Annotated in this window: 9 protein-coding genes; 5 read left to right on the top strand and 4 right to left on the bottom strand. The window is 60.9% G+C overall.

The features are described from left to right. Positions 1-261 precede the first annotated feature (261 nt). Positions 262-2,343, top strand: a complete 2,082-nt coding sequence (locus JFU48_RS23125; RefSeq protein WP_201137788.1) for a putative bifunctional diguanylate cyclase/phosphodiesterase — start codon at positions 262-264, stop codon at positions 2,341-2,343. Positions 2,344-2,496: 153 nt separating this feature from the next. Beyond that, entirely contained in the window at positions 2,497-3,243 is a 747-nt protein-coding gene (locus JFU48_RS23120) for an SDR family oxidoreductase (RefSeq protein WP_003224509.1), read from the top strand. A gap of 125 nt (positions 3,244-3,368) precedes the next feature. Here JFU48_RS23120 and mapR read toward each other — a convergent pair whose 3' ends face one another. From mapR to JFU48_RS23105, 3 genes are all read right to left on the bottom strand, one after another. Continuing rightward, positions 3,369-4,778 carry a GntR family transcriptional regulator MpaR gene (mapR, locus tag JFU48_RS23115; protein ID WP_008087199.1) on the bottom strand — a complete coding sequence of 470 codons (1,410 nt, stop codon included), beginning with the start codon at positions 4,776-4,778 and terminating at the stop codon, positions 3,369-3,371. 168 nt (positions 4,779-4,946) lie between these two features. Continuing rightward, a complete protein-coding gene (ccoG, locus tag JFU48_RS23110; RefSeq protein ID WP_201137787.1) occupies positions 4,947-6,377 on the bottom strand; it encodes a cytochrome c oxidase accessory protein CcoG in 1,431 nt (476 codons plus the stop codon). 195 nt (positions 6,378-6,572) lie between these two features. Next, entirely contained in the window at positions 6,573-6,821 is a 249-nt protein-coding gene (locus JFU48_RS23105; protein ID WP_103484499.1) for a DUF3203 family protein, read from the bottom strand. Between the two features lie 123 nt (positions 6,822-6,944). On the opposite strand from JFU48_RS23105, the gene JFU48_RS23100 reads away from it, so the two are divergent. Continuing rightward, entirely contained in the window at positions 6,945-7,457 is a 513-nt protein-coding gene (locus JFU48_RS23100) for an MgtC/SapB family protein (RefSeq protein ID WP_201137786.1), read from the top strand. 41 nt (positions 7,458-7,498) lie between these two features. Here JFU48_RS23100 and JFU48_RS23095 read toward each other — a convergent pair whose 3' ends face one another. After that, the gene (locus tag JFU48_RS23095; RefSeq protein WP_003224520.1) at positions 7,499-7,657 is read right to left on the bottom strand and encodes a hypothetical protein; all 159 of its coding nucleotides are present in this window, start codon (positions 7,655-7,657) and stop codon (positions 7,499-7,501) included. A 217-nt stretch (positions 7,658-7,874) separates the two neighbouring features. Here JFU48_RS23095 and JFU48_RS23090 point away from each other — a divergent pair, with 217 nt between their 5' ends. Both JFU48_RS23090 and treS read left to right on the top strand, forming a co-directional pair. Then, positions 7,875-9,872, top strand: a complete 1,998-nt coding sequence (locus tag JFU48_RS23090) for an alpha-1,4-glucan--maltose-1-phosphate maltosyltransferase (protein ID WP_201137785.1) — start codon at positions 7,875-7,877, stop codon at positions 9,870-9,872. A 190-nt stretch (positions 9,873-10,062) separates the two neighbouring features. Beyond that, the gene (treS, locus tag JFU48_RS23085) at positions 10,063-13,404 is read left to right on the top strand and encodes a maltose alpha-D-glucosyltransferase (RefSeq protein ID WP_003224524.1); all 3,342 of its coding nucleotides are present in this window, start codon (positions 10,063-10,065) and stop codon (positions 13,402-13,404) included. Position 13,405 lies beyond the last annotated feature (1 nt).

Raw genomic sequence — 13,405 nt, 5'->3', positions numbered from 1 at the left:
GCGTCAGTTCGGTCGACATCGGCGATGAACGTGCTGGCTTTTTCGCGAGCAGGCTCGCTCCCACATTGATCGCGCTGATTGCAGGAATCCTGGGAACGAGGCCCGGGCCAGAGCCTCGCAAAACCATCAAACAAGCGTTTCATCGGGTTGATGGCAAAATGATTACTTTGTCAGTGCGTTCTTCTGCGCAATCAGTACAATCGCCGCATTTGCCCGGCCGAGAATGGATGCAGTACGGCGCGGGTGGTTGCGAGAATCCCCATGCTCATCGGTAATTATTCCTTCACTCTGGTTTTCATTTCGTTGTGTGTGGCGATTCTCGCGTCCTACACCGCGCTCGACCTGACCGGGCGCATCGCGAGCGCCCGTGGGCGCGCAGTGCATCTCTGGACGGCGGGCGGTGCACTGGCGATGGGGGTTGGCGTGTGGTCGATGCATTTCATCGGCATGCTGGCTTTCAAGCTGCCGATCGATCTGGGCTACGACATGGCGATTACCGCGCTATCGCTATTGATCGCGGTACTGTCCTGCGGGTTTGCCCTGTGGCTGGTCAGTCAGCCGAAACTGCCTGTGTTGCAACTGGCCTTTGGTGCCTTGGTCATGGGCGCCGGCATCAGTGCGATGCATTACACCGGCATGGCCGCGCTGCGCATGACCCCGGGGATCGATTACGACCCGACGCTGTTCGGCGCGTCATTGCTGATCGCGGTGGGTGCTTCGGCAGCGGCGTTGTGGATCGCCTTCCGCTTGCGCCAGCAATCGCCGTATGTGCGCCTGATCCGCGGCGGCGCGGCGGTGATCATGGGCATTGCCATTGTCGGCATGCACTACACCGGGATGGCCGCCGCGCAGTTTCCCGCTGGCAGTTTCTGCGGTGCGACGCTTGACGGGCTCAAGGGCAATGGCCTCGACAATCTGGTGCTGATCACCACCCTGGCGGTGCTGTCGATCGCCTTGCTCACTTCGATTCTCGATGCTCGCCTCGAAGCGCGTACCGCCGATCTGGCGCATTCGCTGACCCTGGCCAACCGTGAACTGACGCAACTGGCGTTGCATGACACCCTGACCGGCCTGCCGAACCGCATGTTGCTGGACGACCGGATCAATCAGGCGATGAAAAAGGTTGAGGAACAGGGCGGCTGTTTTGCGCTGATGTTCATCGATCTGGACGGTTTCAAACCGGTCAACGATGCCTTTGGCCACCACATGGGTGACCAGTTGCTGCGCGAAGTCGGGGTGCGCCTGCGCGAAGACCTGCGCAGCCAGGACACGCTGGCGCGGATCGGCGGCGACGAATTCGTGCTGCTGGTGCGCCTGACCGAACCCGACGATGCCCTGAGCCTTGCCGCGCGCCAGGTCGGGTTGATCGCCCAGGCCTTCCGCGTGGCCGAGCACGACTTGCAGATATCCGCCAGCGTCGGCATCGCCTTGTACCCGGGCAATGGCCAGAGCGCTCAGGAACTGCTGATGAACGCTGACGCGGCGATGTATCACGCCAAGGGCGGCGGCAAAAACGGCTACAGCTTCTTTGACGCCTCGATGAATAACAACGCGCGCAAGCAACTGCAACTGTTGCAGGATCTGCGCGCAGCGCTGGAGCACGGTCAGTTCAGCCTGTATTTCCAACCCAAATTCGACGCCGCCAGCGGTCGTCCGGTCGGCGCCGAAGCACTGCTGCGCTGGCAGCATCCGACCCAGGGCATGTTGCTGCCGGACAAGTTCATCGATCTGGCGGAGAAAACCGGTCTGATCATCGCCATCGGCGAATGGGTGCTCAACGAAGCTTGCCGGCAGATGCGCGAGTGGTACGTGCTCGGTTACACCGACTGGCGAATCGCGGTGAACCTCTCGGCGTTGCAGTTCTGCCACGCAGGACTGGTGCGCAGCGTGGCCAAGGCGCTGGCGACGCATCATCTGCCGGCCAACAGCCTGACTCTGGAAATCACCGAAACCACGGCCATGAGCGATGCCGATGCGAGCATGACGGTGTTGCAGGAGTTGTCGGACATGGGCGTCGACTTGTCGATCGACGACTTCGGCACCGGCTACTCGAGCTTGATGTACCTCAAGCGCTTGCCGGCCAACGAGCTGAAGATCGACCGCGGATTTGTCCGTGATCTGGAACACGACAGCGACGACGCGGCCATCGTCTCGGCCATCGTGGCGTTGGGGCAGGCGTTGGGTCTGCGGATCGTCGCCGAGGGTGTGGAGACCGGAATGCAGCAGGACTTCCTCACGCAGTTGGGGTGTGATTCGTTGCAGGGTTATTTGTTGGGGCATCCGATGCCGGCGGATGTGTTCCTGCAGAACATTGCCCGTGGAGAGGCTATGGCGGCTGTCTGACTGCAGTCTGTGGCGAGGGAGCTTGCTCCCTCGCCACAAAAAACATCTCAGTCTCATACATGGTTTTGTCTTTGACAGAGCCCATGCAAAACCGCCCAATGGCGGTTATTCTTCCACCCGACTGTTACGTGTGCATTGGGGGGAAGGGCCAGCATGGATAAAGTCATTGTGATCACCGGTGGCGGGCGCGGAATTGGCGCCGCTACGGCGTTGTTGGCTGCCGAGCAGGGCTATCGGATCTGCATCAACTATCAGTCGGATGAACAGGCCGCGCAAAGCGTGCTGGAGCAAGTGCGGGCGCTGGGGGCCCAAGCCATTGCAGTGCGCGCCGATGTCAGTATCGAAGACGAAGTGATCGCGCTGTTTCAGCGGGTCGACACCGAACTGGGGCGGGTCACCGCGCTGGTGAACAACGCCGGCACCGTCGGGCACAAATCGCGGGTCGATGAAATGTCCGAGTTCCGCATTCTCAAAATCATGAAAACCAACGTGCTGGCACCGATCCTCTGCGCCAAACACGCGATCCTGCGCATGTCGCCCAAACACGGCGGGCAGGGCGGCAGCATCGTCAACGTCTCGTCGGTCGCGGCACGCCTGGGTTCGCCCAACGAGTACGTCGACTACGCCGCGTCCAAAGGTGCGCTCGACACCTTCACCATCGGTCTGTCCAAGGAAGTGGCGGGCGAGGGGATTCGCGTCAACGCGGTGCGTCCGGGTTATATCTATACCGATTTCCACGCGTTGAGCGGTGATCCGGACCGGGTCAGCAAGCTTGAGTCGGCGATCCCGATGGCCCGGGGCGGGCGGCCGGATGAGGTGGCGGAGGCGATTGTGTGGTTGCTGTCGGACAAGGCTTCCTATGCCACCGGGACGTTTGTTGATTTGGGGGGCGGGCGTTGATCTTTGAGATTTGTATTGGCTGATCCGGCCTCTTCGCGAGCAAGCCCGCTCCCACAGGGTAAACGCATTCCAAAGGTGGGAGCGGGCTTGCTCGCGAAGGCGTCATTGGCAGCAACATCAATCTATCAGAACGACCGCACAATCCGCCCCAACGTCTCCATGGCTTTCTCCGAGTCCTCGGTCCACGGGCTGCCGTAATTCAACCGGATACAGTTCCGAAAACGCTGGGTCGGCGAGAATATCGGCCCCGGCGCGATGCTGATGCCCTGCGCCAATGCCATCTGAAACAACTTCAAGGAATCCATCTGCGGTGGCAGTTCCAGCCACAGGAAGTAGCCGCCCGCTGGCTGACTAACGCGGGTCTGCGCCGGGAAGTAGCGGGCAATCGCCGCGAGCATCGCGCTTTGCTGTTCTTCCAGGGCGTAGCGCAGTTTGCGCAGGTGGCGGTCGTAGCCGCCGTGTTGCAGGTAGTCTGCAATGGCCGCTTGTGCCGGCATCGAGGCGCACAGCGAGGTCATCAGTTTCAGCCGTTCGATTTTCTGTGCGTAGCGCCCGGCGGCGACCCAGCCGATGCGGTAGCCGGGGGCCAGGCTTTTGGCGAACGAACCGCAGTGCATCACCAGTCCTTCCGTGTCGAACGCCTTGGCCGGTTTCGGCGCTTGCTGGCCGTAATAGAGTTCGGCGTAGACGTCATCTTCGATCAGCGGCACCTGATGTCGGCGCAGCAGTTCCACCAGTTCCTGTTTCTTCGCCTCGGGCATGGTCGCGCCCATCGGGTTCTGGAAACTGGTCATGCACCAGCAGGCCTTGATCGGATGGCGCTCCAGGGTCTGGGCGAGCACGCCGAGGTCGATACCGTCGCGCGGGTGCACGGGGATTTCCACGGCTTTGAGTTTCAAGCGCTCCAGCACTTGCAGGCTGGCGTAGAACGCCGGGGCTTCGATGGCCACCAGATCGCCCGGCTCGGTCACCGCTTGCAGGCACAGGTTCAGCGCTTCGAGGGCGCCGTTGGTGATCAGCAGTTCTTCCATCGGCAGCATCAAGCCGCCAACCATGTAGCGCAGGGCGATCTGCCGACGCAGTTGCGGGTTGCCCGGCGACATGTCGGTGACCACCATGCGCGGGTCCATCTCCCGCGCGGCACTGGCCAGCGAGCGCGACAGACGCTGCAACGGGAACAGGGTGGGGCTGGGGAATGCCGAGCCGAAGGGCACGGTGCTCGGGTCTTTGATCGATTCGAGGACCGAGAACACCAGTTCGCTGACGTCGACTTCGGTGGAATCGTTGACGTGGCTGCTGATCACCGGCTCGGAAAACGGGCTCGGTGCGTGGGTGTTGACGAAGTAGCCGGAGCGCGGCCGCGCGCGGATCAGACCGCGACGTTCGAGCAGGTAATAGGCCTGGAACACTGTGGACGGGCTGACCCCGTAGGTCTGGCTGGCGTAGCGCACCGAGGGCACCCGTTGCCCGGGGCCGAGGACGCCGGAGCGGATCAGTTCAGCGATGTCGTCGGCGAATTTTTCGTAGCGTTTCATCGGTATCCCGCGATGGACTGAATTCGGATTGCTTTTTGTGGCGAGGGAGCTTGCTCCCGCTGGGCTGCGTAGCGGCCCCAAAAGCTTGTGAGTGCTACGCACTCAAGCGGGAGCAAGCTCCCTCGCCACAGGTATCGCAGTGTCAAAAGAGGACAGCATCTTAAAGGCTCAGCGATTCATCGGCGCCACAAACCTGCTTTTCGCCACGCTATAAATCTCGGGCTCGTCGCTGTCGGCGATCTTGAAGCTCAAGGTCTGCGAGCTGCTGGCCGGGCGCTCCGTGGTCATCGCCACCGACACCGGCACATCGACGATCTCACCCGGCGCCAGGCTCAGTTCGGTCTTGCCCTGCAACTGGAAGCCGTCGCCATCCACCAGGCTCAGGTTGTAGTCCTGACGCTGCTGGGTCTTGTTGATGACCTTGAGGGTGTAGATGTTCTCGATCTGGCCCTGACCGTTTTCGCGGAACAGCCCACGGTCCTTGGTCACGTCGAGCGAGACCATCGGCCGTTCGACCAAGGCCAGCGCCAGAGCGCCGATCATCACCAGCAGCACCGTGACGTAGCCGATCAGCCGTAGCCGCAGCAGATGGGTCTTGCCGCCCTGCAATTCACGCTCGGAACTGTAGCGAATCAAACCGCGCGGGTAGTTCATTTTGTCCATGATCGAATCACAGGCGTCGATGCATGCCGCGCAGCCGATGCATTCCATCTGCAAGCCATCGCGGATGTCGATGCCGGTCGGGCACACCTGCACGCACAACTGGCAGTCGATGCAATCGCCGAGGCCGGCCTCGGCGGGCTTCACATCGCGTTTGCGCGGGCCACGGTTTTCGCCACGGGCGACGTCGTAGGAAATCGCCAAAGTGTCTTTGTCGAACATCACGCTCTGGAACCGCGCATACGGGCACATGTGCATGCACACCGCTTCGCGCAGCCAACCGGCGTTGATGTAAGTGGCGGCGGTGAAGAACAGCACCCAGAACAGGCTGACCCCGCCGATTTGCAGGGTAAACAGCTCTTCAGCCAATGGACGAATCGGCGTGAAGTAGCCGACGAAGGTCAGCCCGGTCAGCACGCTGATCGCCAGCCACAGGGTGTGCTTGGCCGCGCGCCGGGCCAGTTTGTTCAGGCCCCAGGGCGCGGCTTGCAGTTTGATCCGCTGGTTGCGTTCGCCCTCGGTGACTTTCTCACACCACATGAAAATCCATGTCCAGGAACTCTGTGGGCAGGTGTAGCCGCACCAGACCCGGCCGGCGAACACGGTGATGGCGAACAGGCCGAACGCGGCAATGATCAGCAGCGCCGAGAGCAGGATGAAATCCTGCGGCCAGAAGGTCGCGCCGAAGATGTGAAATTTGCTTTCGGCCAAGTCCCACAGCACGGCCTGACGACCGCCCCAGTTCAGCCACACGGTGCCGAAGAACAGCAAAAACAGAAATCCCGCGCCGCTCATGCGCAAGGTGCGGAACAGGCCGGTGAAACTGCGGGTGTGGATGTGATTATCGGTGGAGCCGGCCTTCGCCTTCATCGGGCGACCAGGCACATTTTTTATGGTGGGGCTTGCTTCTACGGTTCGGACGGGGATTTGTTCGCTCATGGTCGTTCGCTCATCAGCCTCCATCAGGCGGATGAACTATGAGCGCCGAACTGTTTGCATAACAGGCTCAGCTATTTGAATAAAAAGCGTATCAGATGGCTTCTGACCCACGCCCTGCGACAACTTGAAGCAGCCCGCAGACGCAGGCGCAAACGCCTATCGCAGGCGTCTGCACCGGGTGTTGATCAGGGTCAGTCAAATCACCGAATCACTCTCGTCGGCCTTCAGATGCTTGCGACCATCCTTTGCGCCGGCGACGGTCAAGGCATCAGCTTCCGCTTCGGTGATGTAAACGCGCCGACTTTCAATTTCCACAAACGACATGGCTTTTTCACTATCTGTTTTGACTTCCAGCGTGTCGCAAATGCGAATTTCCTCGCCATTTTCGACGGTGAAAAAACACACTTTCGCTTCGGGATTGGATTCATCGATTCGAACGGGCATGGGGCTGTCCTTTTTTCTCGGGTGTCTGAAAGGTTAGGGCGCGCGCTTTGCCGATCGTTCTGCGCAACTGATTAATGGTCGCCGCTGTCCATCCACTGACGACATATAAAAAAGGACGGAGCGATGAACGCTTGGTGGGATGAAGTGTGGGAAACGCTGCAAGCAGAATTCGCTGACGTCGGCGATGCCTCGCAATTGACACGCATCACCGTGCGCCTGTTGATGGCAGCGGTGCTGGGCGGGATTCTCGGTTTTGAACGTGAGCACAAGGGCAAGGCCGCCGGGGTGCGCACGCACATGCTGGTGGCGCTCGGCGCGGCGTTGTTTGTGCTGGTGCCGCAGACTTCAGGGGCTGAATCCGATGCCATGAGCCGTGTGTTGCAGGGGGTGATCGCCGGGATCGGCTTTCTCGGTGCCGGGACGATTCTGAAGAATCAGGCAGGCGATGAAGGCCATGTCAGAGGGCTGACCACGGCGGCCGGGTTGTGGATGACAGCGGCGATCGGGGTGGCGGCCGGCCTGGGCAGGGAGGCGACTGCGTTGCTCAGCACGTTGTTGGCGTTGGGGGTTTTCAGCGTGATGCCACGAGTGGTCAGGTTGTTCGAGAAGAATGACGAGAAAAACCAACACCTTTAACCGATCGTTCCCATGATAGATGGGAACGATCGATCGGGTCCTTAGACGATCACCGGCGGCATCGTCGTCGGCGGCTCTTCCTTCGGCGGTGGCGTGGTGCCCGGTGGTTCCTGTTCGGGGATCGGCTGCGGCTCGGTCTCGGGCAGCGTGGGTTTGTCGATGTTCGGATCAGGCGTTTCGGCCGGGATCGGGATGTTCATCTGTAGACCTCCGTGTGGCACATGGCGTGAGAAGTGCTTAAGTGGATTGACCACCGTGTGATGAATTCGATCCGCTTTTTTGTCCAGGCAAATCCCTGTGAACTTTTCCCCGCGCCGGTCGCTCGGAACCTAAGTCAGTTCAAGTCGGGGCCGGTGCCTCGTTGTGACCACCGATCCGGCACAAGAGCGTCCTTGGGGCGTTAAGGAGAGATGCTCGATGTCTGCTGAAAAACCTTCAGAGCAGAGCTATAACCCGCATATGCCGCTGTCGCAGGCGTTGCTGCTGCCGCGCATCGTGATCGAGAACACCATGCCGACTCTTGATGGTGGCCAGTTTGCGGTCAAGTCGATTGCCGGTCGCGACGTCGTCGTCACCAGCAAAGTGTTTGCCGACGGCCACGACAAGCTCGCGGTGCGCATCCGCTGGCACGAGGAGGGCGCAGAGGCCTGGCAGAGCGAGGTGATGAACGACCTCGGCAACAACAGTTGGGAAGGGCGCTTTCGCCCTGAGCATCAAGGACGCTTTGTGTTTTGCGTCGAGGCCTGGATCGATCACTTCACCAGTTTCCAGTACGAACTGGAGAAAAAGCACAACGCTGCCGTCCCGGTTTCATTGGAGCTGCAGGAAGGCCGCAGCATGGTGCAGCAGGCTGCCGAGCGCAGCGAAGGTCAACTCAGCGAACAACTCGCCGCCTTGCATCATGAATTGTCCGGCCTGCTCGAAACCGAGCAGGTGGCGCTGTTTCTGCACCCGCGCAGTGCGCAATTGATGGCCCAGGCCGATCACCGCGCGTATCTGAGCCTGAGTGCCGAATTCCCGATGGACGTCGAACGTGAACTGGCCGAGTTTGCCAGTTGGTACGAGCTGTTTCCACGCTCGATCACCGACGATCCTAACCGTCACGGCACCTTCAACGATGTGCACGCGCGTCTGCCGATGATTCAGGACATGGGCTTTGACGTGCTGTACTTCACGCCGATCCACCCGATCGGTCGCGCCCATCGCAAGGGCCGCAACAATTCACTGACGGCAGGCCCGGATGATCCGGGTAGCCCGTACGCGATCGGCAGCGAGGAGGGTGGCCATGAGGCGATTCACTCGCAGCTCGGTACCCGCGAAGACTTCCGTCGGTTGGTCGCCGCTGCCGCTGAGCATGGTCTGGAAATCGCCCTCGACTTCGCCATCCAGTGTTCCCAGGATCACCCGTGGCTCAAGCAGCATCCGGGCTGGTTCAACTGGCGCCCGGACGGCACGATCAAATATGCGGAAAACCCGCCGAAGAAATATCAGGACATCGTCAACGTCGACTTCTATGCGCCGGAAGCGATTCCCAGTCTGTGGGTCGAGCTGCGCGATATCGTCATTGGCTGGGTCAACGAAGGCGTGAAGATCTTCCGCGTCGACAATCCGCACACCAAGCCGCTGCCGTTCTGGCAATGGCTGATCGCCGATGTGCGGGCGCTGCACCCGGAGGTGATCTTCCTCGCCGAGGCATTTACCACTCCAGCGATGATGGCGCGTCTGGGCAAGGTCGGTTACAGCCAGAGCTACACCTATTTCACCTGGCGCAACAGCAAGTCCGAGCTGGCGGCCTACTTCACCGAACTCAACGAGTCGCCGTGGCGCGAATGCTACCGGCCGAACTTTTTCGTCAATACCCCGGACATCAACCCGGCGTTCCTGCATGAGTCGGGGCGGCCGGGGTTTCTCATCCGCGCGGCGCTGGCGACCATGGGCTCGGGCCTGTGGGGCATGTACTCCGGTTATGAACTGTGTGAAGCGGCGCCGGTACCGGGCAAAGAGGAATACCTCGATTCGGAGAAGTACGAGATCCGCGTCCGCGACTTCAATGCGCCGGGCAACATCATTGCCGAAATCGCCCAGCTCAACCGCATCCGCCGGCAGAACCCGGCGCTGCACACGCACTTGGGCCTGAAAATCTATAACGCGTGGAACGACAACATTCTGTACTTCGGCAAGCGCAGCTTCGACGGCAGCAACTTCATTCTGGTGGCGGTGAGCCTCGACCCGCACAACGTGCAGGAAGCCAGTTTCGAACTGCCGCTGTGGGAGATGGGCCTGCCCGATGACGCGACGACCCACGGTGAGGACTTGATGAACGGGCATCGCTGGGACTGGCATGGCAAGTACCAGTTCATGCGGATTGACCCGGCGTATCAGCCGTTCGGGATTTGGCGGATTACTGCCGCGTAAGACCTTGCTCAAAAACTTGTGGTGAGGGGATTCATCCCCGACTGGCTGCGCAGCAGCCACAAAGAACAACCGGGTAAAACTGAATAAAAGCAGGGCCGCTTCGCAGCCCATCGGGGATGAATCCCCTCACCACAGAGTCCCTCATCACAGGGCATCCGTGTGGTCTCAGTGAATTGAACAGGAGTTTCACATGGCGAAGAAACCCAAGGCAGCCACCTTTATCAAAGACCCGCTCTGGTACAAGGATGCGGTGATTTATCAGGTTCACGTCAAATCGTTTTTCGACTCCAACAATGACGGGATCGGTGACTTTCCCGGCCTGATCGCCAAACTCGATTACATCGCCGATCTCGGCGTCAACACTATCTGGCTCTTGCCGTTCTATCCCTCGCCCCGTCGCGACGACGGTTACGACATTGCCGAATACCGCGGCGTGCACAGCGACTACGGAACCATGGCCGACGCCAAGCGCTTCATCGCCGAGGCGCACAAGCGGGGTTTGCGGGTGATCACCGAGCTGGTCATCAACCACACTTCGGATCAGCACCCGTGGTTCCAGCGGGCGCGCAAGGCCAAGCCCGGTTCGGCGGCGCGCGACTTCTACGTCTGGTCGGATGACGACCAGAAATACGACGGCACGCGGATCATCTTCCTCGATACCGAGAAGTCCAACTGGACCTGGGATCCGGTCGCCGGTCAGTACTTCTGGCACCGTTTCTATTCGCACCAGCCCGACCTGAATTTCGACAACCCGCAAGTGATGAAAGCCGTGCTGTCGGTGATGCGCTACTGGTTGGACATGGGCATCGACGGCCTGCGCCTCGACGCGATTCCGTACCTGATCGAACGCGACGGCACCAACAACGAAAACCTGCCGGAGACCCACGACGTCCTCAAGCAGATCCGTGCCGAGATCGATGCCAATTACCCCGACCGCATGCTGCTGGCCGAGGCCAACCAATGGCCGGAAGACACCCAGCTGTACTTCGGCGACACCGATGCCGAGGGCGTCAACGGTGACGAATGCCACATGGCGTTTCACTTCCCGCTGATGCCGCGCATGTACATGGCGCTGGCCCAGGAAGATCGCTTCCCGATCACCGATATTCTTCGTCAGACTCCGGAGATTCCGGCCAACTGTCAGTGGGCGATCTTCCTGCGTAACCACGATGAGCTGACGCTGGAGATGGTCACCGACAAGGAGCGCGACTACCTGTGGAATTACTACGCCGCTGACCGTCGCGCGCGGATCAACCTCGGTATTCGCCGGCGTCTGGCGCCGTTGATGGAGCGTGACCGCCGCCGCGTTGAACTGCTCAACAGCCTGCTGCTGTCGATGCCCGGCACGCCGACCCTGTATTACGGCGACGAAATCGGCATGGGCGATAACATCTACCTCGGTGACCGCGACGGCGTGCGCACGCCGATGCAATGGTCGATCGACCGCAACGGCGGTTTCTCCCGCGCCGATCCGGCCAGTCTGGTGTTGCCGCCGATCATGGACCCGCAATACGGTTATCTGTCGGTCAACGTCGAAACCCAGGCCGGCGACCCGCATTCGCTGCTCAACTGGACCCGGCGCATGCTCGCCGTGCGCAAGCAGTCCAAGGCCTTCGGGCGCGGCACGCTGAAAATGCTCTCGCCGAGCAACCGACGGATTTTGGCCTACACCCGGGAATTCACCGACGCCGACGGCAAGCACGAAATCATCCTCTGCGTGGCCAACGTCTCGCGCAGCGCGCAGGCGGCGGAACTCGATCTGTCGGCCTACGTCGGCATGGTCCCGGTGGAGATGCTCGGCGGTAACGCGTTCCCGCCGATCGGCCAGTTGAATTTCCTCCTGACCCTGGCGCCTTACGGTTTCTACTGGTTCGCCCTGGCTGCGGAAAACCAGATGCCGAGCTGGCACGTGGAACCGGCGCAGAGCCTGCCGGACTTCACCACGCTGGTGCTGAAAAAGCGCATGGAAGAATTGCTCGAAGCGCCGACCCGCAACACGCTGGAGCAGGGCATTCTGCCGAGCTGGCTGCAGAACCGCCGCTGGTTTGCTGGCAAGGACGCAGCCATCGAGCAGGTCAATCTGGCCTACGGCGTGCGCTTCGGCGATGCGCAGCACCCGGTGCTGCTCAGCGAGATCGAAGTCACCAGCGCCGGGCAGACCAGCCGCTATCAACTGCCATTCGGTTTCATCGCCGAAGATCAGGTCGGGCCGGCGTTGCCGCAGCAACTGGCATTGTCCCGTGTGCGTCGCGGGCGTCAGGTCGGTCTGATTACCGATGCGTTCAGCCTCGAAACGTTTGTGCACGCGGTGTTGCAAGGCATGCAGAGCGCCACCGTGCTCCACTCCGAACAGGGCGAGATTCGTTTTGCGCCGACCGCGAAGCTGGAAAAACTCGGCCTCGGCGCCGAGTCGGAAGTGCGCTATCTGTCGGCCGAGCAGTCGAACAGTTCGGTGGTGATCGGCAACAGCCTGGTGCTGAAGCTGATCCGCAAGGTCGCCTCAGGTGTGCACCCGGAACTGGAAATGAGTGCGTACCTGACCGAGGCCGGCTTCGAGAACATCTCGCCGCTGCTCGGCTCGGTGATCCGTCGCGATGGCGCTGGCGAAGACAATCTGCTGATGATCGCCCAAGGCTATCTGAGCAATCAGGGCGATGCCTGGGAATGGACGCAGAACAACCTTGAACGAGCGCTGCGTGATGAGCTGGCCGACTCGATGTCCGAGCAGGAGCAGCACTACAACGCCCTCGGCGAACTGAAGGACTTTGCCGGCATGCTCGGCCAGCGTCTGGGTGAAATGCACCAAGTGCTGGCGGCGCCAACCGACAACCCCGACTTCGCCCCGCAAACCACCAGTGCCAAGGATGCTCAAGCCGCCGGCAAGGACGTTGCGGCGCAGGTCGAGCATGCCTTGAAGCTGCTCAAACAGCACCAGAGTCATCTGAGTGCGGCGGATCAGAAAATGGTCGCTCGGCTCTTGGACAACAAAAAGGTCATCCTCGGCCATGTGCAGGAACTCGCGCAAAAAGCCGTGGGCGGCTTGCGTATCCGTGTCCACGGCGACTTGCACCTGGGTCAGGTGCTGGTGATCAAGGGCGATGCCTACCTGATCGACTTCGAGGGTGAACCGGCGCGGCCGCTGCACGAGCGGCGCGGCAAACACAGTCCGTACAAAGACGTCAGCGGCGTGCTGCGTTCCTTCGATTACGCAGCGGCGATGACCATCAACGTGCACAACGTCGATCACAGTCCAGAGTCCGAAGCGGCCCGGCATCGGGTTGCCGAGCGCTATCTGCGTGAGGCGCGCGAGGCATTTGTTCAGGCATATCGCCAAGCGGCAGCTAGTCTTGATCATGCCTGGCAGGATCCTGCAGGTGCCGACGCTGCGCTTGCGCTGTTCGGCCTGGAGAAGGCGGCCTATGAAGTGGCCTATGAAGCCGAAAATCGCCCCACGTGGCTGCCCGTGCCGTTGCACGGTTTGTATGGGTTATTGACAGGGCTTAAACCCTTTTCCGATCTTGGTGGAGAGTAGT

Origin of the sequence: Pseudomonas sp. TH49, assembly GCF_016650625.1 — a bacterium.
In the GTDB taxonomy this organism is placed as follows: domain Bacteria; phylum Pseudomonadota; class Gammaproteobacteria; order Pseudomonadales; family Pseudomonadaceae; genus Aquipseudomonas; species Aquipseudomonas fluorescens_H.
Note: the sequence above shows the minus strand (reverse complement) of the source record. Positions and strands in the feature narration are given on the sequence as shown.